Below are 22,014 nucleotides of genomic sequence, written 5' to 3' on the forward strand. Positions count from 1 at the left end.
CTGGTGCCGAAGGTGGGAGTCGAACCCACACGGGGTGTAAGCCCCACCGGATTTTGAGTCCGGCGCGTCTGCCAGTTCCACCACTTCGGCATGTCATTGACTTTTGACATCAAATATAATAGCATATTAGTTATGAGAATGCAATAGTGATTTTGAATATTCTTCTAAAAGGTGGTGCATTGGTGAGAACGATAGAGCAACAAACAGCTGAAAGGGCGGTTTTAGTAGGGTTAATTGAGTCTGCCAAAGATGAAGAGAGCATGGAAGAGCTTAAAGAGTTGGCAGAGACAGCCGGTGCTCACGTGGTGGGCATGGTCACGCAAAGGCGAAAGGGCGTTGACAGCGCCCATTATATCGGCAAAGGCAAGCTGGAGGAATTGAAGGCGTTTATCGAAGCCAACCAAATTGACGTTGTTATAGTAAACGACGAGCTAAGTGGGTCTCAAATTAAAAACATGGAGGACATTTTGGGGGTAAAGATAGTTGATCGTACTTGCCTCATCCTCGATATCTTTGCCAGGCGAGCTAGAACAAAAGAGAGCAAGCTGCAGGTGGAGCTGGCTCAACTGAAATACAGGTTGCCACGCCTTGTAGGCTTGGGAGGGCAGCTCTCAAGATTGGGTGGGGGTATAGGTACAAGAGGGCCTGGTGAGACCAAGCTCGAAACCGATAGAAGGCATATACAAAACAGGATAAAGGCCATAGAAAAAAAGCTGGCCAGTATAGAACGGCATAGAAACCTTTACCGCCAGAGGCGGGCAAAAAACAGGGTCCCCGTGGTGTCTATAGTAGGCTATACCAATGCCGGTAAATCCACATTATTCAATGTTCTTACTAAAGCAGAAAGCTACGTTGAGGATAAGCTGTTTGCCACCCTTGACACATCGGCTCGCAAGCTAATTCTACCTTCAGGTAGGCAGGTAATACTTGTTGATACAGTAGGTTTTATAAGACGACTGCCACATGACTTGATTGAAGGCTTTAAATCTACTTTAGAGGAAGTTAGGTATTCAGACCTATTGCTCCATGTGATCGACATTACCTCGCCGGATATTGATGAAAAGATACAGCTGGTTGAAAAAGTATTATCTGAATTGGATGCTATATCTATACCTAGGTTAGAGGTATTTAACAAGATTGACCTCATTGATGTAAATTCGATTGATATAAAGCGTAAGCAGGCCATTTTCATCTCGGCAAAAAATGGAGTTGGGTTAGAGAATTTGAAGCTGGCTATAGAAAAAGAGTTGTCTGAATGAGATTGGCGGTTTGTCAAGCAGACAAACCGCTATATTGTTGCATTAAAAAATTTTTTTGATTTATCACCTTTTAGTGATATATCCCATAGTATATATTAGAACAAATAAATATTGCTGTGGTTTGCCAGTAAATATTAAGAAGCCAATAAACGTAATTTGTTTGGTAGATTTTTGGTGTAAAAAGGCAAAAAATCAATATTTTGCTAGTAAACAAAAAAATTAGATAACAAGGAGGTAATGTTCTTTATGCTGGATATCGACTTTAATGAATTGAAAGCCCAATTGAAAGCCGAGCTTGAAGCTGAATTAAAGGCTGCTATAAAATCCGAGATTGAAGGAGAACAAGACGTTGAAATGGAAGAGGAAGAGCATAACAACCAGAAGCAGTACAACAAACAAATCAACTACAACATCTTGACGCAGAAGCAGTATCAGGCGCAGAAAGCTGAGAGTGAGACTGAAGCTGATGTGGAATCTGAAAGCGAAGCTGAAGCCGAGGCAAAGAGCAAGAATAAAGCCAAGTCTGAAAGCGAATCGAAGTCTGAAAGTGAATCAAAAGTTGAACCCGACAAAAAAGGGAAATACTTTGGTTAATGGAAATTACGGTGGGGAACCTTCCCCACCTTATACATATTAACTGAATGGGAAAAATATTAGGGGGGATTTGTTATGGAGCTGCAAGAAAGGATATTCGAGGGAAAAACTGATACGGGAGAAATAAAAAGAGGGGATACATTAGAGAGTAAAAGCGTTCAGTATAATTGTCAGGACCTGGATCAAGAGCAGAGGGTTGATGTGAATCCAAAGCAGACAAATGCACAAAATATTTACATTTACGTAAGTAGTGCTAATGGCAGTCTTGCTGCCAAGCTAACCGGCGTTACTTACATTGAAGAGAGCAAGAAAGTTGTTCCCAATGTGAAGATACGTTTGTTTTTTGGTCATGAGAGCTTAATGCCAGTATATGAGGCTAATTCTGATAGTAATGGAAATTTTATTATCGAAGATTTACCGCCTGGTTACTACACATTATCTGCTGAATATGGCGATTTAAAATATTATTCACATTTTATTAAACTACTTCCCGGCCAAATAATACATGTATCAGTATTACTAAAGTGATATTATACTTAGCTGTGTGGTGCTGTTATTTGTGCTGGTTATGTTTTGAATATCGCGATTAGGGATAAAGAGGAGGCAAAGAAAAGCCAAACATTAATATTTTGCATCAAAGGCGTTACAGGGCTTGTAATACTGGTAAACCCCGACAAAATCGACAAATTGAACACTTGACAAAAGATATAGGGTGTCTATATAATAAAAAACGATTGTGGATGGGGTGATAAAATTGATTATTGATGTGTCGGACATCTTGAAGGAAAAGGGCTCTTCAAAGGAGTTTAGAGGAAGCCAGCTGCTGGAAGATATCATGTATCAGGGAGAGAGGATAGGCTTTCTAGGGCCGGTTGATGTGTCGGGCCATATCACAAATACGGGGAAACTGTTGGTGGTTGATGCTGATGCGGTGGCTAAATTATCACTGCAGTGTGGCAGGTGCACCAAGTACTATGATAAAGAGTTGAAGTTTAGCTTTACTGCCAGGCTGAGCAAGGTGAGCGACCCAGACGACCCTGATATTTTTATTTATGAAGACGAGACAGTGGATTTGAAGGATATAATCTTGGAATTTTTGCTGCTTGAGCTACCGATGCGCAGGCGATGCAACGAGGAATGTAAAGGACTGTGTCCATATTGTGGGCGTGATTTGAATGTGGAGCAGTGTAACTGTGATGAGCAGGTAGAGCATCAGGAAGAAGGCAATGTGGATTTGCGCCTTCTGGCTCTGAGGAAAGCATTATTTGCAAATGGTGAGGAGGTGTAAGGATGGCTGTACCTAAGAGAAAGACCTCGAGGGCAAGAAGGGATAAAAGGAGAGCTAACTGGAAGGTTAAGTTACCCAGCATTGTGACGTGTCCGCAGTGTGGAGAGGCCAAGCTCTCGCACAGGGCGTGCAGGCATTGTGGCTATTACAAGCGTAGACAGGTGATCGAGGTGTAAGAAGGATCTGCCCGGAGAGAAGGGCAGTTCTTCTGTTTTTGGCGCTGAAAATTCCCCTGGACGGCTCCTGTTATTTGACACAAATATTTCTGTTGAGTAGCTGTTGCATGTGGATTACTGTTTTTTGGTGAATCACAAACATTTTATGCTATAATATCCTCAGATGTTTAAAACACCGTGATATGGAGGGATACAGGTGGGAACTTTAAAAAATCGAAGTGAGATCGATGAGAAGTATAAATGGAGGCTGGAGGACATATACGAGAGCGAAGAGCTGTGGGAGCAGGATTATCAGAGCACAAAGCAGCTGCTTGAGGAGATTGCAGGTTTTAAAGGTAGGATAAATACCGCTGAGAATCTGCTTAAAGTGCTTAAATTAAACGACCAGATAGGCATGAAGCTGGAAAAGATATTTGCGTATGCCCGTATGCGAAGGGATGAGGATAACGCCAATCCCAGGTATCAGGCTTTGACCGACAGGGCAATGCGGCTTAGTATTGAAGCTTCCAGTGCCACATCCTTTATAGCCCCCGAGATTTTGTCCATAGATGAGACCAAACTGAGGGCCATGATAGAGGAATTAGAAGGACTCAAGGTTTACCGACAATACCTGGATAATCTTTTAAGATACAAGCCCCACGTCCTTTCTCCTGAAGAAGAGAAGATACTGGCTGAGACCCAGATTATGGCCCAATCAATCTCGGATATATACACCATGTTAAACAACGCCGATTTGAGATTCCCCTTTATTAGGGATGAGCGGGGCAACGAGGTGGAGCTCACCCACGGCAACTTCATAAGCTTTATGCAGAGTGCCAACAGGGATGTAAGAAAGGCAGCTTTTAGCGCCATGTACGATACCTACAAAAAATACATAAACACCTTTGCCGCCACCATGGCCGGCAGCGTCAAAAAAGACGTTTTTTATGCCAGAATCAGGAAGTATAATTCGTCCCTAGAGGCGTCGCTGTTTGACGACAACGTAGATGTCAGCGTGTATGACAACCTCATAGATACGGTGCACAAGAGGCTGGGAGCGCTGCACAGGTATGTCGGCATAAAGAAACGGCTTTTAGGGCTGGACGAAATGCACATGTATGACCTTTATGTTCCGCTCATACAGGAGTATGACAGGAAGTTTACTTACGAGGAAGCGGTAGACCTGGTGCTTGAAGGTTTAAAGCCGCTGGGAGATGAGTACCTTAGCCTCTTGAAAGAGGGTTTTTCTTCACGGTGGATTGATGTTTACGAAAACAGGGGGAAAACCTCGGGGGCTTATTCGTGGGGGGCATACGGAGTACACCCCTATGTGCTCCTCAACTTCCAGGGCAATCTCAATGACGTGTTCACCATTGCCCATGAGATGGGGCATGCCCTTCATACATACTATTCGAATTCGACCCAGCCTTATGTGTATGCCGATTACAGGATTATCCTGGCCGAGGTTGCCTCAACCTGCAATGAGGCCATATTGATTGACTATCTTTTAAAGAACACCAGCGATGAGAAGGAGAAACTGTACCTTTTGAACCACTTCCTTGAGGAATTCAGGACCACGGTGTTCAGACAGGTGATGTTTGCCGAGTTTGAAAAGATAATCCACGAGATGGCCGAAAGAGGTGAGGCGCTCACGGCCGATACCCTCAGCAAAAAATACTATGAGCTGAATAGGCTGTATTACGGGGACGAGATGGTGGTGGATGAGGGTATAAGCTACGAATGGGCAAGAATTCCTCATTTTTACAGGAGTTTCTACGTATACAAATACGCGACCGGTTTTTCGGCTGCCATAGCCATTTCGCAGATGGTCATGAATGAGGGCAGGGCGGCGGTTGAAAGGTACAAGGAGTTCCTAAAGAGCGGCAGCTCGGATTATCCTCTCAATATCTTGAAAAAAGCAGGCGTAGACCTCACGGTTCCAAAGCCAATTGACGATGCGCTGGATGTATTTGAGAGGCTGCTTGATGAGTTTGAAAGGTGATGTCGTCCTACTTAGAGAACAAAGGATATAAGGGCAGTAGATTTCGCTGCCCTTTCAATATTTTTGAGAATTTTTCATAAATAATTATGTGGCTATTGCATTCTACCCCAAAATTTTGTATACTACTTTTAGTACCTGGTATTAATAGTAGCTGATGAGCATAGAATATACCCTGAGGTGATGTATGGATGGCGCGACTTACTCTGCCCAAAAAGGCCAGGCAAAAGGCGCTGCTGGAGCGCCTTAAAGCGGATCCATTTTTAACTGATGAGGAGCTCAGCGATATATTCCACGTCAGCGTGCAGACCATTCGCTTAGACAGGCTTGAGCTGGGAATCCCCGAACTGCGTGAGAGGATCAAAAGCGTTGCCGAGCGGAATTACGATAAGATTCGCGCCATCGGCGGTCAGGAAATCGTGGGAGAGCTGATTGAGCTGGAGCTGGGCAAAAGCGGCATTTCTATATTAACCCCCACTGAGGACATGGTATTTCAAAAGACCAAGATAGTGCGTGGACATTACATCTATGCCCAGGCCGAGTCTTTGGCCATTGCGGTCATCGACGCTAAGGTAGCCTTGATAGGCGTGGCCAACATAAAGTACAAGGTCCCGGTTTACCTAGGTGACAAGCTGGTGGCCAAAGCTGAAGTGGTAAGGCGCAGGGGAAACAAGTATTTCGTGTGGGTAAAGACAAAGGTAAACCATCAGGAAGCCTTCAGGGGAAAATTCATACTGGTTTCGATGGAGGATGAGCAATAGAAATCTATTGGGAGGTTTAAGTTATGAACATAATCGTGGATGCCATGGGTGGAGACAATGCTCCGGGTGAGATTATACAGGGGTGTATCGATGCAGCACGGGAGTATGATGTCTCACTTACGCTGGTTGGGAAAGAGGACGTCATATGGGATGAATTAAAAAAGAGGAATGCGCCGGAAGGCAAATTTACAGTGATCCATGCTTCGGAGGTAATACATGCCGATGACTCACCGGTGGCTGCCATAAGGTCGAAGAAGGATTCGTCCATGGTAAAGGGGTTTGAGCTGCTCAAGCAGGACCCCAAGGCCGTGTTTGTCTCGGCCGGCAATACCGGGGCTTTGATGGCCGGTGGGCTCCTTATAGCAGGCAGGATAAAAGGGATTGACCGCCCGGCCCTTGCCCCCATGATACCCAATTTGAAAAGAGGTACCCTGCTCATAGATGCGGGAGCCAATGCCGAGTGCAAGCCGCAAAACCTGGTACAGTTTGCCGTGATGGGTTCCATATATATGGAGAAGGTTATGGGGTATAAAAGCCCTACGGTAGGACTGGTCAACATAGGGCAGGAGGAGACCAAGGGCAACGAGCTGACCAAAGAGGCATATAAACTTCTCAAAGCTGAGAAGTCCATCAATTTTGTGGGCAACGTCGAGCCACGGGATATGCTGGAAGGCGTGGTGGACGTCCTGGTGTGCGACGGGTTTGTGGGCAACGTCATATTAAAGCTTACCGAAGGCGTGGCACTGGGCCTTTTTCAGATGATTAAGGAGGAGCTCACGAAAAATGCTGTCACCAAGGTAGGGGCTATGCTTCTCAAGCCCGCGTTTAAGAGGATCAAAAACAGGATGGATTATGCCGAACACGGTGGGGCTCCGCTCCTTGGCATAAGAGGCGGGGTCATAAAGGCCCATGGCAGCTCAGATGCGAGGGCGATTAAGAATGCCGTGCGCCAGGCCATGCTGTTTATACAGAACAGCGTGCTGGACAATATAAGTGATTACGTAAAGTCGGCTGAGGAGGGCAAATAATGGGGAATCTGTTTCACGGTGGCATAATTGCCACGGGAAGCTATGTGCCGGAAAAGGTCATAACCAACCATGACCTTGAAAAGATGGTTGACACCTCTGATGAATGGATTGTCACAAGGACGGGTATCCGGGAGAGGCGCATCGCTGATCAAAACACTGCCACATCCGACCTGGCTACAATAGCGGCACAGAGGGCACTCGAGAATGCACATCTTTCTGCGCAAGACATTGACATGATCATAGTTGCGACTGTGACGCCAGACATGCATTTCCCATCCACTGCCTGCCTTGTTCAAAGGAATATAGGTGCGGTCAATGCTGCAGCTTTTGACCTGGAGGCTGCCTGTGCCGGATTTTTATATGGAATAGTTGTGGCCAATCAGTTTATAGCCACTGGCCTTTACCGAAATGTGATGGTGATCGGTGCCGAGTGCTTGAGCAAGTTTGTCAACTGGAAGGACCGCAACACCTGCGTCCTTTTTGGCGATGGAGCAGGGGCGGTTATAGTGAGCCGGGTGGAGGAAGGGTATGGCTTTTTATCGCAGATCCTGGGAGCTGATGGCAGCGGGGCTGAACTACTCATGCTGGAGGCCGGGGGCTCAAGGCGGCCGCCATCCTTTGAGACCGTGGAAAGAGAGATGCATTACATACACATGGAGGGCAGCGAGGTCTTCAAGTTTGCCGTGCGGATCATGGCTACCATGGCTGAAGAGGCGGTGCAAAGAGCCGGGCTTACAAAAGAGCAGGTGGATTTCTTGATCCCCCATCAGGCCAATATAAGGATCATAGAGGCGGCAAGGAAGAGGCTTGAGCTCCCTGAGGATAAGGTATATATAAACCTTGACCGTTACGGCAACATGTCGGCAGCATCCATACCCGTGGCGCTGGATGAAGCGGTGAGGCTGGGGCGCATTAAGAAGGGTGACAACATAGTCATGGTAGGGTTTGGCGGCGGCCTCACATGGGGTGCCTGCGCCATGAAATGGGCGATATAACTGATTACCGATCATTCTATTATTGTGTGTTGCGCTTTGGTGCTTGAGTCACGAGATGGGCGGTGTAACTACTGAGATAGGCGTGTTCCTTCATACTATCTATATGTTCCTTAACCATGACATTTTAACCATGACATTTCATTATGACCCTTCATCATGATATGGGCGGCCAAAATCGGTAAAAAGTACAGTCAAGGATTTTCAAGGGTGATAGCCTTCAGGGACGATAGCCGTGATAATAGAAAACAAAGGAGGTATTTTATGGGAAACAAGATCGCCTTTATATTCCCCGGCCAGGGAGCGCAGTATGTGGGCATGGGGAAAGAGCTGTATGATAACTATGCTGAAGCAAGAGAACTGTTTGATAAGGCTGATGGGATACTGAGCAAGAGCATCAAAAGCCTATGCTTTGAAGGGCCCGAGGATGAGCTGAAGAAGACCGAGAATACCCAGCCGGCCATCCTCCTTGTGAGCGTGACTGCCATGAGGGTGCTTCAAAAGCATGGCGTTTATCCCGAGATGGTGGCGGGGCTCAGCCTGGGCGAGTATAGCGCTTTGGTGGCGGCAAACTCTATAACCTTTGAAGATGCTCTTCCTCTGGTCATGAAAAGGGGACAGTTCATGCAGCAGGCGGTGCCCTTGGGTCAGGGTACCATGGCTGCTGTGTTGGGCCTTGAGCGAGAAAAGGTGGAGGAGTGCTGCAGGCTGGCTTCGGATGTGGGAGTTGTGGAGCCTGCAAACTACAACTGCCCGGGTCAAATCGTTATATCGGGTCATGTCGCTGCTGTGGAGAAAGCCTGTGCCATAGCCAAAGAGATGGGTGCCAAGAGAACTGTGCCCTTGGCGGTGAGCGCGCCATTCCACTGTTCGCTGCTCAAGCCGGCTGGCAAGGCCCTACAAAAAGAGCTTGATAAAATAAACATCAAAGACCCGGAGATTCCTGTTATATCCAACGTAGAGGCACTTCCGGTGCGAGATGCGGCGCACATACGCAAGCTGCTGGTTGAGCAGGTAAGCAGCCCTGTAAGGTGGGAGGACAGCGTCAGGTATATGCTAAGCCAGGGGATAGAGGTATTTATCGAGGTAGGACCGGGTAAAGTGCTTAATGGCTTTTTGAAGAAGATTTCCGGTGAGGTCAAGGGATACAATGTGGAAGACCTAAAGTCCCTGGAAGCCACACTGAAAGATCTGGAGGGGTTGATGTGATGGAACTGGAAGGGAAAACAGCCCTTGTGACCGGTGCCTCACGGGGAATTGGCCGTGCCATTGCCCTGTATCTAGCGGAGCTGGGAGCACAGGTGGCCGTCAACTACTCAAGCTCTGAGCAGCGAGCACTTGAGGTGGTGGAGGCCATACAAGAGAAAGGCGGTAGGGCGATTGCGGTTAAAGCCGATGTATCAAATCCGCAGGAAGTAGAGGCCATGTTTGAGAGGGTATTGGAGGAGTTTGGTGACCTTGATATACTGGTCAACAATGCGGGGATTACCCGCGATGGGCTGCTCATCAGGATGAAGCAGGAGGACTGGGATGCCGTGCTGGACACCAACCTGAAAGGGGTGTACAACTGCTCCAAAGCAGCGGCTAAAATCATGATTAAAAAGCGCAGGGGAAAGATAATAAACATATCGTCTGTGGTGGGTGTAGCCGGCAATGCAGGTCAGGCCAATTATGCTGCGGCAAAAGCAGGGGTCATCGGCTTTTCTAAGGCGATAGCCAGGGAGCTGGCACCGCGCAACATTCAGGTGAACGTTGTGGCCCCGGGGTTTATAGAGACAGACATGACAGCCGCACTGCCCGAGTCGGTGAAGCAGGAGATGCTCAAGCAAATCCCTTTGGGAAGATACGGGGATCCGATGGACGTGGCTTATGTGGTGGGTTTTTTGGCGTCCGACAAAAGCCAGTATATAACGGGGCAGGTAATACATGTTGACGGTGGAATGATAATGTAATATGATTGGTATTAAAAGCAATCATAATATACTTGTCATAGTAATATGACTGCTTACAGTGCACAAAGTTAAATAGTACCACAGGTTGGACTAACAAATGTAGCATATGTGGAGCAACAAATGCAGCACAGAGTTTGAACGTTGAAGGGAGGTGAAAAGGATGATTTTTGAAAAGGTTAGGGACATAATCGTTGAGCAGCTGGGGGTTGATGCTGAGGAGGTCACCTTGGAGTCCAAATTCATCGATGACCTGGGAGCGGATTCTCTGGACATCGTTGAGCTCATCATGGCTTTGGAAGAGGAGTTTGACATGGAAATTCCCGATGAGGATGCCGAAAAGATCTCCACGGTGGGGGATGTGGTGGAGTACATCAAGGCTCATTCAAAAGAGTAATATAAAGCGGGTTCCCCACAAAATGGGGAACCCACATTTAATATTAAAGGCTTTTTCGGACTCATTTATAAATTTATATATTTAAACTTTTATGCAATCATGAGTTTAAGCCCAGGAAACCTACTTTTATCAAACTGCCAAGAAGTCTCTCATCTTTCAGGGAGATGAATTGGTGATAACTGGGAGAGAAATACCTTGATTCAAGCAGGTAGAGAATATGTAAGGCCTGCTTTGCAGGTAATATTGTGGGAAACAGGAAGCCATCTTTCTGTAGGTGGGGTCAGTTCACCGGTAGGATGATGTGCAGTTTATCTTATAGAATCGATCAGCCTTGATTGAAGTTTCTTAAAAAGGACGGACTTTGCATAGGTGCTAGGGAGTAATCTCTAGTCAGCATAAGATTTCTTTGGTGAGAGGGAAGCCCACCTTCTTCAAAGGTGGAAGTAATGTCGTAAGTTTCAAGGAGGTGTGTTTGTGAAAAGAGTTGTAGTAACCGGCTTGGGAGTTATTTCCCCCATCGGCAATACTGTAGACGACTTCTGGACTGCCCTTTGTAATGGTCAAAGCGGAGTTGATAGGATCACTGAATTTGACGTGAGCGAATTTCCTACGCAGATCGCTGCTACCGTGAAGGACTTTAAGCCCGAAAATTACATGGACAAGAAAGAGGCCAAGCGAATGGACAGGTTCACGCAGTTTGCGGTGGCAGCGGCTTTTATGGCTATACAGGATGCGCAGCTCAATTTGGATCAAATCGACAAGGAGCGCTTTGGGATCATACTGGGTACCGGCATTGGGGGCATTCAGACGCTGGAGGAGCAGTTCGAGGTGCTGATGCAAAAGGGACCCGGCAGGATAAGCCCGTTCCTGGTGCCCATGATGATCGCCAATATGGCAGCAGGGCAGCTGGCAATCATGGTGGGGGCTAAGGGCGTTAACTGTACGGTGGTGACCGCTTGTGCCTCAGGAACCCATGCCATTGGGGAGGCTTTTAATGCCATACGCTATGGCCATGCTGATGTGGTGATCACAGGGGGCAGTGAAGCGCCCATTACTAGGATTGCTCTGGCCGGCTTTTGTTCCATGAAGGCGCTGTCCACCAGAAATGACGACCCAAAGGCTGCCTGTCGCCCGTTTGACAAGGACAGAGACGGGTTTGTGATGGGCGAAGGTGCGGGGATACTGATTTTGGAGAGCCTGGAACACGCGCAGAAGAGAGGAGCTAGAATTTTGGCCGAGGTGGTGGGATATGGCTCCACCGATGATGCATACCATATAACTGCTCCGGCGCCTGAGGGCGAAGGGGCAGCAAGGGCCATGAAACTCACTTTGGAGAGTGCCGGGGTATCGCCCGAACAGGTGAGCTATATAAACGCTCATGGTACTTCCACACCTTACAACGACAAGTTTGAGACCATGGCCATAAAGAATGTGTTTGGGCAGCACGCTTACAAACTGGCGGTAAGCTCCACCAAATCCATGACGGGCCATCTTCTGGGGGCGGCGGGTGGAGTGGAGGCTGTGGCGCTGGTAAAATCGATTGTACACCAGTTTGTCCCGCCAACCATCAACTATACTACCCCCGACCCCGACTGTGATTTAGATTATGTGCCCAATCAGGGGAGGCCATGGGAGATTGAGTATGCCATGTCCAATTCGTTTGGCTTTGGCGGGCATAACGCCTGCATACTGATGAAGAGATATCATGAATAAAATAGATTTCCATTCACCCATAGAATAGAGCCCTCTGGCTCTATTTTTTTTTGCTTGACAAACTATTTGTTGACAATATAATCTAGCATAGAGGTAGACCGGCTTCACTATGTTTTTCCATATGGTCTTCGAAAGGAGAAAGGTATGTTGCCCCGAGACAGGGAATGCCAGTTGAAAGAGTTTGAGAGCAACTTGGAATATGAGTTTGATAATATACAATTGCTTGACGTAGCGTTGACGCACAGCTCGTATGCCAACGAGCGAGGTGGGGGCTTACAGCACAACGAGAGGCTGGAGTTCTTAGGCGACTCGGTTTTGGGTTTGGTGATAAGCGAATATCTGTATACCAATTTTCCTGAGCTTACTGAAGGCAGCTTGACAAAGATAAAGGCGCTGGTGGTGTCGGAAGCGTGCCTGGCAAAAGCTGCTAGACGTATTGGCCTGGGGCAGCGGATGCTACTCGGTAAAGGAGAGGAGCGCACGGGTGGGCGAGACAGGGATTCCATCCTGGCAGACGCTTTTGAATCGGTTATAGCTGCCATCTTTTTAGACGGTGGGCTGGAGCAGGCCAGGAAATTTGTGCTGAAAAACCTAGCAGGATTTATTGATGATGCATTAACCGGTAAGGGGATCAGAGATTACAAGACCGACCTGCAGGAGGTTTTGCAAAGGGAGTCGGATAAAGCCATCGAATATAGAATTGTACGGGATTCAGGGCCTGACCACCAGAAGATATTCATCGCACAGGTGTATCACGGCGACAAGCTGCTAGGGGAAGGCGTGGGCAGGAGTAAGAAGGAGGCCGAGCAGCACGCTGCCCAGAAAGCTTTAGAAGATATGGGCAAATAAAGAGGTGTGAGGTTTTGCATCTGAAACGTTTGGAAATATATGGCTTTAAGTCCTTTGCTGACAGGGTGTGCATAGAGTTTGACAAAGGTATAACCGCTATAGTGGGGCCCAATGGCAGCGGCAAGAGCAACATAGCCGATGCCATACGCTGGGTTCTGGGCGAACAGAGCGCCAAGTCCTTGCGCGGCGGCAAGATGGAAGATGTGATATTTTCTGGGGCCCAGACCAGAAAGCCTCTGGGCTTTGCAGAGGTTACCCTTGTATTGGACAATTCGGATGGCACATTGCCTACAGAGTACTCCGAGGTGTCGATCACCCGGCGGGTTTTTCGGTCGGGTGAAAGCGAGTATTACATAAACCGCACGCCGTGCCGTTTAAAAGATGTAGTAGAGCTGTTTGTGGATACCGGCATAGGCAAAGAGGGCTATTCCATCATTGGCCAGGGCAGAGTGGAAGAGCTGCTCAGCATGCATGTCGAAGAAAGGCGCGGCATATTCGAGGAAGCTGCCGGCATAATGAAGTACAAGCTACGCAAGGAGGAGGCACAAAAAAAGCTTGAAAAGACCGAGGAAAATATAACCCGCATAGAGGACATATTGGCTGAGCTTGGCCAGCAGCTGAAGCCTTTGGAAGCCCAAAGCAAGGTGGCACAGCAGTACTTAAACCTACGGGAACGGCTGAAGCTGCTGGAGGTCAACAGATTCATTCAACAGTATGACAGGTATGTGTCAAGGTTGAGGGAGATTGATGATGAAATACATTTGCTGGAAGGTGACATATCATTTCACCGACAGCATGTGGAACGGCTTGAGAAAGAGAGGTTGAGGCTGCAGCAGGAGCTGGAAGGGAAGCAAAAAGAGGCTGAACAGCTGGTGAAACGGCGATATGCCCTTGCTCAGGAGATGGAAAAAGTCAAAGGGCGCATCCAGTTGCTGGAGCAAAGGATAAGCCAGTATCAGAAGGACAATGAGCGGTTTGAAAAGGAGATACAAGAAGAGGGGTTGTATGTTAATCGCAGCGTCTCTGAAAGGAATGCCTGCATTGAGCAGCTTGCAAATCTGGAAAGGGCCGTTGAAGAGAAAAAGGGACATATTGAAAGGCTTGCTTTAGAGCTTGCGCACATCAACGAGGAGCTACTTTCAAAGCAGCGGGAGCTGGATGCACGGCGTGGTGCTGCTGCACAGGTATTGGACAGGCTGGCAGAATGCAAAAACAGCATAACCCGGTATCGAACGTTGAAGGAAAACCTAGAGGAGAAGTACAGCAATACTGAGCGACTTATACGTTCAAGGCTTGAGCAGAAAGAAGCCTTGCTGGAAAGCCAAAGGCGGACGAGAGAAAGCCTAAGCTCCATAATATCAGAGAGCCAGGGCGTGCTTCAGCGCAGAGAAGAGGTAAAAAGAATATTAAATGACCTGAAGGTGGAGATGGCTGAGCGGCGCAACCTTCTTCAAATAAAAAGGCAAAATCTTGAGGGCATGAGGTCCAGATTTGCTCTGCTGAAGGATATGGATGAGGCTTACGAAGGTTTCAGCAAGAGCGTGCGTAAGGTCTTTGAAGTCTGCAAGCGTGATCAGGCTTTGGCTGAGCGTTTGTGTGGGGTGGTGGCCGACCTTATAGAGGTGCCACAGGAGTATGAACTGGCAATTGAGACGGCGTTGGGCGGTAGCCTTCAGCATATAGTGACTGAAACCGAAGAGGATGCGCAGTACATAATAGAGTTTTTGCGGGAAAATGGCTATGGCCGCGCCACCTTCTTGCCGCTGACCTCTATACAGCCCAGGACCCTCAACGAGCACGAAATGGACGCTCTGGAACTTGACGGGTGCATAGGCATAGCCTCCGAGTTGGTCAAATTTGACCCCAAATACTCTAAGGTGATTGAGTATCTGTTGGGTAGAGTGGTTGTTGCCCGGACGCTTAATCAGGCCATTGCCATGGCTAGAAAGTATTCGTACTCCTTCAGGATAGTGACCCTTGAAGGCGATGTGCTGCATCCCGGTGGGTCCATAACGGGGGGAAGCAGCGGTACTGCTAAAAGCACGGGTATATTGAGCCGAAAAAGGGAAATAGCCGAGCTTAAGGAGGCTATCTTTCAACAGGAGCGTGGCATAGCCGATGAACAGGATAGGTTGAGGGCGCTCGAACAGCGGTATGCCCAGCTGGAGCGGCAGCTGGACCAACTCAACAAAGAGGCACACAGCCTCGAGCTGGCCAAGGCGGCCCAGGAGGAAAGGCTGCACCATGCAACAGCCCAGCTCTTGAAGCTAGAAGAAGAGGTCAGAAGGCTTGAGGAGGAGCAAAAGGGGCTGGAAAGCGAATTAAAGCGAGTTGAGGCTTCTATTGAAGGTGGGCTTAAAGAGATTTCGCAGCTGGAGAAGGAAAGCGCAGGCGTTCGTTGCGCCATTGAGGCTATTGAATCTAGCTTCAAGAGCCTTGGTGAGAGCAAGGAAGAGCTGGAAAAGCGCATTGCCGATTTGCGGCTTGATCTAACAACCCTTGAGCTTAGCGCTGAAAATTTAAAGCAGCGTATAAGTCAGCTTGAGGCTGATATAACCCAAAGACAAGAAGGTATTGCTAAAAAGCGGGATTTGATGGAAGACAATCGGCAGCAGATAAGGCGTTGCCTGGATGAAATTGAGCAGCATTCTGGGGCGCTTGAAAGCTTAAAAGAAGAGGCAGAGCAGCTAAGCGATGTGTTAAAGGGAATGGAAGGCGAAAGGGAAGGGCTTTTAAAGCGGTTGGAAGAGCTACAAAGCGAGATAAAACGGCTTTCCGGTACTATTGAAGAGATAGTAGACAAAAAGCACCGGTTCGAGGTGCAAAGGTCCAGGCTAGAGGCGGAACTGGAAAACCTTCAAAATAACATGTGGAATGAATATGGGGTAACTTATAACAGTGCTCTTGCCTATTTGGATAAAGGCCTTAAGCTGAATAATATAAACCAGGAAATTCAAAATATTAAGGAAAGTATACAGGTGCTTGGTCAGGTTAATGTGAGCGCCATAGATGAATACAAGCGTATAAAGGAGAGGTTTGAGTTTTTGGAGTCGCAAAGGCGCGATTTGGTGGAGGCAAAGCGCAACCTGAGCAACGTCATTCAGGATGTAACCAGGGTGATGGAAGAGAGATTTCGCCAGGAGTTTGAATTGATCAACCATGAATTTCAGCAGGTATTTTCGCGACTGTTTGGAGGAGGGGTGGCCAGGCTGGTACTGGAGAACGAAGATGATGTGCTGGGGTGCGGCATAGACATTGTGGCTCAGCCACCGGGTAAAAAGCTGCAAAGCCTGTCTTTGCTCTCAGGTGGAGAAAAAGCCCTTACGGCTATAGCCATGCTTTTTGCTATATTGAAGAGAAAGCCTACGCCGTTTTGCGTTTTGGACGAGATCGACACCGCTCTGGATGAGGCCAATCTGGCTAACCTTGGGCGGTTTATAAAGGAGTTCTCACGCCATACCCAGTTTATAATAATCACTCACAGGAGGCCTACCATGGAGGTGGCTGATGCCCTCTATGGCATAGCCATGGAGGAAAAAGGGGTATCCAAGCTGGTTTCTGTACGGCTTGACAAAGCCAGTTAATGGTTTACTACACAAGGCAAATGAAGGGGAGTTGGCACAAATGGAGAAAAGAGGCTTTTTTAGCAGGCTGAAGGAAGGTTTGAGCAAGACGCGGCAGAATATAACCGAGAAGATGGACCAGCTGTTTAAATACCACAATGAGGTGGATGATGAGCTGTTTGACGAGCTTGAGGAACTGCTGATACTTGCAGATGTGGGAGTTAGCACCACCGCTAAGCTGATGGAGAAGGTTCGAGAGCGCGTCAAGGCGGAAAGGATAAAAGAGGCGCAGAGGGTACGGGCCGTATTAAAAGAAGAGATAGTGGCGCTGCTGGGCGAGCATGAGGAGTTCAATTTGAGGTTTCCGGCAGTTTTTCTGGTAGTTGGCGTCAATGGAGTGGGGAAGACTACTACCATAGGCAAACTGGCCTATATGTTCCAAACCCAGGGCAAGAGAGTGCTCATGGCAGCAGGGGACACATTCCGTGCCGCTGCCATAGAACAGCTTGAGGTGTGGGCAAACCGGGTGGGCTGCCAGATTGTGCGCCATACCGAAGGGGCTGATGCTGCTGCAGTGGTGTTCGATGCCGTGCAGGCTGCAAAGTCGAGGGGCATGGACCTGGTGATATGCGATACCGCTGGGAGGCTGCACACCAAGAAGAACCTCATGAACGAGCTTGAAAAGATAAATAGGGTAATTGACCGGGAGTATCCGGAAGCCCACAAAGAGGTTTTCCTGGTGCTTGATGCCACCACCGGCCAAAATGCACTTTCCCAGGCAAAGATGTTTAAGGAAAAGGTCAATGTGACGGGCATCATACTTACAAAGCTGGATGGGACGGCGAAGGGCGGTATCATAATAGCCATCAAGTCTGAGATGGGCATTCCCATAAGATTTATAGGCGTGGGCGAAGGGATGGATGACCTGCAACCATTTGATGCCCAAGCCTTTGTAGAGGCTCTGTTTGAGGAAGCTTAAGGCCGGTATAACGCAAAAGTTTGTATGGAATTTTTAACAAAGAATATAAGCGGTAGGTGGTTCACAAAAAAGCACTTGTTTTATGTGAGGAAGTGGGGTATAATATTTCGCTGTAAAGCACAAGTACTTTACAGCGGGTGGATGTATGGAGAAGTTAGCCAAGGTGGCCTTGTTGCTGGATATTTACGGCGGGCTTTTGACGCCCAGGCAGAGGGATGTGCTTGACCTCTATTACAACTACGACCTCTCTCTAGGTGAGATTGCCGAGATGCACAATATAAGCAGGCAGGGCGTCCATGACCTGATCAAAAGGGGAGAGCAGGCGCTGTACGCGCTGGACAAGAAATTGAACTATTACAGGCGATGGACGGCGTTTGAGGATAAAATGTGTCAGGCTATAAGGGAGCTGGAGTACATATGCCAGCTGCCGGACGAGAGCTTTGCAGAGTCGCCTGGCGAGATAAAACAGAGGCTGATGAACTTAAAGCAAAGGCTGGTAGAATTGGGCGATACGTGGATCGGGAGGTTGGAAAATGGCGTTTGAAGGGCTGACGGGGAAATTGCAGGCGGCCTTGAAGAAGCTGACGGGGAAGGGTAAGCTCAGCGAAAAAGACGTTAAAGAGGCCATGCGCGATGTGAGATTGGCGCTTTTGGAGGCCGACGTAAATTTCGTCGTGGTAAAGGACCTTATAAAGAGAATTACCGAAAGGGCTGTTGGCCAGGAGATCATGCAGAGCTTAACTCCGGGCCAGCAGGTCATAAAGATAGTCAATGAAGAGCTGACAGCTCTGATGGGCGGCACGCAGAGCAAGGTCAACATGGCGCCCAATCCACCTACGGTGATAATGATGGTGGGGCTGCAAGGTTCAGGGAAGACCACAACGGCCGGTAAGCTGGCGGGGTATTTTAAAAAACAGGGGAAAAATCCTCTGTTGGTAGCCTGTGATATATACCGACCTGCAGCCATCAAACAGCTACAGGTAGTGGGCCAAAAAGTGGGGGTACCGGTATTTGAACGCGGGCAGATCGACCCCGTTCAAATTGCCAGGGAAGCGGTGGAGTTTGCCAAAAAGGAACAGCGGGATGTTGTGATAATAGACACCGCGGGAAGGCTTCACATAAATGAGGAGCTGATGGAGGAGCTTTCTAGGATTAAATCCCAGGTAAAGCCCCATGAGATACTTTTAGTGGTGGATGCCATGACGGGCCAGGATGCCGTAAATGTGGCCAAAAGTTTTGATGAAAGGCTGGGCCTGGATGGAGTTATACTGACAAAGCTGGATGGGGATACCCGCGGGGGTGCTGCACTGTCCATAAAGGCTGTTACGGGCAAGCCCATCAAGTTTGTTGGGACCGGTGAAAAGCTGGATGACCTGGAGCCGTTCCATCCTGATCGCATGGCATCGCGCATTCTGGGCATGGGCGATATACTTACCTTGATAGAAAAAGCTCAGGCTTCCATCGATGAGAAGAAGGCCCAGGAGCTGGAGAAGAAGCTCAGGGAGCAGCAGTTCACCTTGGAGGACTTTCTGGACCAGCTACAACAGATTAAAAAGATGGGGTCTCTTACCGATATCATAGGTATGCTGCCGGGCGTTGATGTGCAAAAGCTGTCGGCGGCGGGAGCGCTTAACGAGAAGGAGCTTATTAAAGCTGAAGCCATAATCCAGTCAATGACCCGTGAGGAGAGGCGTAATCCGTCCATCATCAACGCCAGCCGCAAAAAGCGTATCGCCATGGGCAGCGGTACCACCATACAGGATGTCAATAGATTGCTTAAATCCTTTGAACAATTCAGGCAGATGATGAAGCAGATGTCAAACATAGAGAAGGCTATGAAACGAGGAAGGTTCAGGTTCCCGTTTCTATGATACCAAGTTATAGAGCAAATGGCTTTCCGGTTTATTGTGTTTGGCAAGCAACTGGCTACCTGTGATGTGGGCAGGTTGCCGGTAGCAATATATAAAAAAAGCCGCAAGGAACGGAGGTGAGACTGTGGCCGTAAAGATAAGGCTCAAGAGAATGGGTGCCAAGAAAACGCCCCATTATAGAGTGGTGGTAGCCGATTCGAGGTCTCCGCGCGATGGTAGATTTATAGAAGAGATCGGGTATTATAACCCGCTCAGCGACCCGGCAGAGGTCAAGATCGATGTGGAAAAAGCGCAAGCCTGGTTGAAAAAGGGTGCTCAGCCCACCGACACGGTGAGGGCTCTTCTGAAAAAGTGTGGAGTGCTATAATATAAGGTACTTAAACAGGCTGGGTTACTAATTTATTGGACACAACAACATAATGCTATGGAGGTGCTTGCAAGATGGGAGAGCTGGTAAAGTTCATTGCCCAATCTCTTGTAGATAATCCTGATCAGGTGAGCGTAAACGAGGTGCGCGGCGAGCAGTCGATAATCATTGAGCTCAAGGTTGCCCCCGAGGATATGGGCAAGGTGATTGGTAAACAGGGGCGCATTGCCAAAGCTATTCGCACCATTGTGAAAGCGGCGGCTGTGAAAGAAGGAAAGAAAGTCATAGTTGAGATTATATGATGGCTTAAAGCGTAGTCAGGAGGTTTCTAAGTAATGCCTGTGCGCAAGTACCTTTCGGTGGGGTATGTGACAAAACCTCAGGGCATCAAAGGCGAGGTAAAGGTGGAGCCGCTCACCGATGATATGTACAGGTTTGAGGACCTTGATGAGGTGTTTTTAAAACGGGGAAACAGGTATATACCTGTCAAAGTCCAGGGTAGGAAGTATATAAAGAATTTTGTGATACTCAAACTTGAAGGGTTTGAGGACAGAAACCAGGCCGAAACCCTTCGCGGTGAGTACCTGTGGATTTCCAGGGAACAGGCACGGCCTTTGCCGGAGGATACTTATTATATCGCTGACATTATAGGCTGCCGCGTGGAGACCTGTGCTGGGCGCTTTCTGGGATATGTCACCAGCGTGTTGCATACCGGCAGCAACGATGTTTACGTGGTGAGGGACAGAGAAGAGGTGTTGATACCTGCACTGAAGAGGGTTGTGGTGGATGTGGATGTTGAAAACGGTAAGATAGTGGTAAACGATGAGGAGCTGGAAGGGCTGTTGCCGGATGAAGATTGATGTCCTCACCCTTTTTCCTGAGATGTTTGCTCCCATGCTGTCCAGCAGCATTATAGGGAGGGCTATCGCAAAAGGCCTGCTTGAGGTAAATTTATACAACATAAGGGACTTTGCAAAAAACAAACACAGGCAGGTGGACGATTACCCATATGGTGGGGGTCAGGGGATGATACTTGCTCCTCAGCCTTTGTTTGATGCTCTGTATCATGTGTTGGGAACTTGTCAGGACAGCAAGCCCAAGGTAATACTGATGTCCCCACAGGGAAAGGTACTCAATCAGGACCTGGCAAAGCAGCTGTCAAGAGAGCATCGCCTGGTGGTCATATGTGGTCATTATGAAGGAATAGACCAAAGGGTCATTGATAAGTTTGTAGACATGGAAATCTCCATAGGGGATTACGTCCTTACCGGCGGGGAACTCCCTGCCATGGTGCTCATCGACTGCGTGGCGCGATTGATACCCGGCGTACTTGGCAACCCGGAATCTACCCAGGACGAATCTTTTTCCAGGGGTCTGCTGGAATACCCACAGTATACCAGGCCTTACGAGTATGAAGGCTACACTGTGCCGGATGTTCTGCTGTCGGGTAACCACCAGGAAATACGCCGTTGGCGGCTGAAGGAAAGCCTTAGAAACACGCTAAAGAAAAGGCCTGACCTTTTGGAAAAAGCTGAATTGTCGTCGTACGAGCTGGAGCTTCTTGAAGAGATAAAAGAGGAGATGGGACGCTCCCAGCATACGAAATGAGTATTGCTAATTAAAGCCTGTGTGCTATATAATGGACGTTGTGGAAAAATAACCAGTGTACCCACGTCCTGTTACGTGGGAGATATAAGTGATCCACGGTTTGGCAGGCTTGTGAATTCGTATGACTTGTTGTGCACAATGAAGTTACGCGTAGCGGAAAGGAGGTAGGAAGGAGATGGACATCATAAGGGCTATAGAGAGTGAACAGATGAGGAAGGATATTCCCGAGTTTAACGTTGGGGATACCGTTAGAGTATATGTCAAAGTGGTTGAGGGCAATCGCCAGAGACTACAGGCATTTGAAGGGGTTGTCATACAAAAGAAGAACGGCGGGATAAGGGAGACCTTTACTGTGCGGAGGGTTTCCTACGGCGTGGGCGTTGAGCGAACATTCCCACTGCACTCTCCCATGATTGACCACATCGAAGTCATCAGAAAAGGTAAAGTGCGCAGAGCTAAGCTGTTCTATTTGAGGAAAAAGGTAGGTAAGGCTACTAAAATCAAGGAAAAAGGTTTCTAATCTTTGGGCAAATATGGGACTGTCAACAGTCCCATATTGCTTTGTATGGGTGTTGAAGAGGATTTGGCAGCGTCACATAAATTTTTTGACTCCATTTGTATTAATATGGTAAAATATTGATC

23 protein-coding genes and 1 tRNA gene are annotated in these 22,014 nt (G+C 48.1%); 23 read left to right on the top strand and 1 reads right to left on the bottom strand.

The genetic code is table 11. The features are described from left to right. Window position 1: 1 nt before the first annotated feature. A tRNA-Leu gene (locus tag JOD02_RS00200) sits at window positions 2-90 on the bottom strand. A gap of 92 nt (window positions 91-182) precedes the next feature. Here JOD02_RS00200 and hflX point away from each other — a divergent pair. The 23 genes from hflX to rplS all read left to right on the top strand — a co-directional run bounded on the left by hflX (window position 183) and on the right by rplS (window position 21,892). Next, window positions 183-1,259 (top strand): GTPase HflX, encoded by a 1,077-nt coding sequence (hflX, locus tag JOD02_RS00205; RefSeq protein ID WP_341534497.1) that lies wholly within the window; start codon window positions 183-185, stop codon window positions 1,257-1,259. 246 nt (window positions 1,260-1,505) lie between these two features. Further along, a complete protein-coding gene (locus JOD02_RS00210) occupies window positions 1,506-1,853 on the top strand; it encodes a hypothetical protein (RefSeq protein ID WP_204485872.1) in 348 nt (115 codons plus the stop codon). 75 nt (window positions 1,854-1,928) lie between these two features. Continuing rightward, a complete protein-coding gene (locus JOD02_RS00215) occupies window positions 1,929-2,381 on the top strand; it encodes a carboxypeptidase-like regulatory domain-containing protein (RefSeq protein WP_204485873.1) in 453 nt (150 codons plus the stop codon). Window positions 2,382-2,607: 226 nt separating this feature from the next. After that, a complete protein-coding gene (locus JOD02_RS00220; protein ID WP_204485875.1) occupies window positions 2,608-3,141 on the top strand; it encodes a YceD family protein in 534 nt (177 codons plus the stop codon). A 2-nt stretch (window positions 3,142-3,143) separates the two neighbouring features. Beyond that, on the top strand, window positions 3,144-3,317 hold the full coding sequence (gene rpmF, locus JOD02_RS00225; protein ID WP_204485877.1) for a 50S ribosomal protein L32: 174 nt from the start codon (window positions 3,144-3,146) through the stop codon (window positions 3,315-3,317). Between the two features lie 196 nt (window positions 3,318-3,513). Next, window positions 3,514-5,298, top strand: a complete 1,785-nt coding sequence (gene pepF / locus JOD02_RS00230) for an oligoendopeptidase F (protein ID WP_394355725.1) — start codon at window positions 3,514-3,516, stop codon at window positions 5,296-5,298. A 188-nt stretch (window positions 5,299-5,486) separates the two neighbouring features. Continuing rightward, window positions 5,487-6,056, top strand: a complete 570-nt coding sequence (gene fapR / locus JOD02_RS00235) for a transcription factor FapR (protein ID WP_204485878.1) — start codon at window positions 5,487-5,489, stop codon at window positions 6,054-6,056. 23 nt (window positions 6,057-6,079) lie between these two features. After that, window positions 6,080-7,084: a phosphate acyltransferase PlsX gene (gene plsX / locus JOD02_RS00240; RefSeq protein ID WP_204485880.1), complete on the top strand. Its 1,005-nt coding sequence runs from the start codon at window positions 6,080-6,082 to the stop codon at window positions 7,082-7,084. Next, window positions 7,084-8,079: a beta-ketoacyl-ACP synthase III gene (locus JOD02_RS00245; RefSeq protein WP_204485882.1), complete on the top strand. Its 996-nt coding sequence runs from the start codon at window positions 7,084-7,086 to the stop codon at window positions 8,077-8,079. The genes plsX and JOD02_RS00245 overlap by 1 nt, the downstream gene beginning before the upstream one ends. Before the next feature lie 261 nt (window positions 8,080-8,340). After that, a complete protein-coding gene (gene fabD, locus JOD02_RS00250) occupies window positions 8,341-9,285 on the top strand; it encodes an ACP S-malonyltransferase (RefSeq protein WP_204485884.1) in 945 nt (314 codons plus the stop codon). After that, window positions 9,285-10,028 (top strand): 3-oxoacyl-[acyl-carrier-protein] reductase, encoded by a 744-nt coding sequence (gene fabG, locus JOD02_RS00255; protein ID WP_204486584.1) that lies wholly within the window; start codon window positions 9,285-9,287, stop codon window positions 10,026-10,028. Before fabD ends, fabG begins: the two co-directional genes overlap by 1 nt. 160 nt (window positions 10,029-10,188) lie before the next feature. Then, complete coding sequence (gene acpP / locus JOD02_RS00260) at window positions 10,189-10,422, top strand: acyl carrier protein (RefSeq protein ID WP_204485886.1); 234 nt, start codon at window positions 10,189-10,191, stop codon at window positions 10,420-10,422. A 474-nt stretch (window positions 10,423-10,896) separates the two neighbouring features. Further along, window positions 10,897-12,135: a beta-ketoacyl-ACP synthase II gene (gene fabF, locus JOD02_RS00265; protein ID WP_204485888.1), complete on the top strand. Its 1,239-nt coding sequence runs from the start codon at window positions 10,897-10,899 to the stop codon at window positions 12,133-12,135. Window positions 12,136-12,279: 144 nt separating this feature from the next. Beyond that, window positions 12,280-12,984: a ribonuclease III gene (gene rnc, locus JOD02_RS00270; RefSeq protein WP_204485889.1), complete on the top strand. Its 705-nt coding sequence runs from the start codon at window positions 12,280-12,282 to the stop codon at window positions 12,982-12,984. A 14-nt stretch (window positions 12,985-12,998) separates the two neighbouring features. Further along, the gene (gene smc / locus JOD02_RS00275) at window positions 12,999-16,568 is read left to right on the top strand and encodes a chromosome segregation protein SMC (protein ID WP_204485891.1); all 3,570 of its coding nucleotides are present in this window, start codon (window positions 12,999-13,001) and stop codon (window positions 16,566-16,568) included. 40 nt (window positions 16,569-16,608) lie between these two features. Continuing rightward, complete coding sequence (gene ftsY, locus JOD02_RS00280) at window positions 16,609-17,526, top strand: signal recognition particle-docking protein FtsY (RefSeq protein ID WP_204485893.1); 918 nt, start codon at window positions 16,609-16,611, stop codon at window positions 17,524-17,526. A gap of 145 nt (window positions 17,527-17,671) precedes the next feature. Continuing rightward, window positions 17,672-18,070 carry a YlxM family DNA-binding protein gene (gene ylxM / locus JOD02_RS00285; protein ID WP_204485894.1) on the top strand — a complete coding sequence of 133 codons (399 nt, stop codon included), beginning with the start codon at window positions 17,672-17,674 and terminating at the stop codon, window positions 18,068-18,070. Then, the gene (ffh, locus tag JOD02_RS00290; protein ID WP_204485896.1) at window positions 18,060-19,397 is read left to right on the top strand and encodes a signal recognition particle protein; all 1,338 of its coding nucleotides are present in this window, start codon (window positions 18,060-18,062) and stop codon (window positions 19,395-19,397) included. The genes ylxM and ffh overlap by 11 nt, the downstream gene beginning before the upstream one ends. Window positions 19,398-19,521: 124 nt before the next feature. Next, complete coding sequence (gene rpsP, locus JOD02_RS00295) at window positions 19,522-19,764, top strand: 30S ribosomal protein S16 (RefSeq protein ID WP_204485898.1); 243 nt, start codon at window positions 19,522-19,524, stop codon at window positions 19,762-19,764. Window positions 19,765-19,838: 74 nt separating this feature from the next. Then, entirely contained in the window at window positions 19,839-20,066 is a 228-nt protein-coding gene (locus tag JOD02_RS00300) for a KH domain-containing protein (protein ID WP_025746448.1), read from the top strand. Between the two features lie 33 nt (window positions 20,067-20,099). Beyond that, window positions 20,100-20,624: a ribosome maturation factor RimM gene (rimM, locus tag JOD02_RS00305; RefSeq protein WP_207754186.1), complete on the top strand. Its 525-nt coding sequence runs from the start codon at window positions 20,100-20,102 to the stop codon at window positions 20,622-20,624. Next, window positions 20,614-21,372 carry a tRNA (guanosine(37)-N1)-methyltransferase TrmD gene (gene trmD, locus JOD02_RS00310; protein ID WP_204485900.1) on the top strand — a complete coding sequence of 253 codons (759 nt, stop codon included), beginning with the start codon at window positions 20,614-20,616 and terminating at the stop codon, window positions 21,370-21,372. The genes rimM and trmD overlap by 11 nt, the downstream gene beginning before the upstream one ends. A 175-nt stretch (window positions 21,373-21,547) precedes the next feature. Beyond that, window positions 21,548-21,892, top strand: a complete 345-nt coding sequence (gene rplS / locus JOD02_RS00315; protein ID WP_204485901.1) for a 50S ribosomal protein L19 — start codon at window positions 21,548-21,550, stop codon at window positions 21,890-21,892. Window positions 21,893-22,014: the final 122 nt, after the last annotated feature.

Origin of the sequence: Caldicoprobacter guelmensis (assembly GCF_016908415.1) — a bacterium.
Classification (GTDB): Bacteria; Bacillota; Clostridia; order Caldicoprobacterales; family Caldicoprobacteraceae; genus Caldicoprobacter; species Caldicoprobacter guelmensis.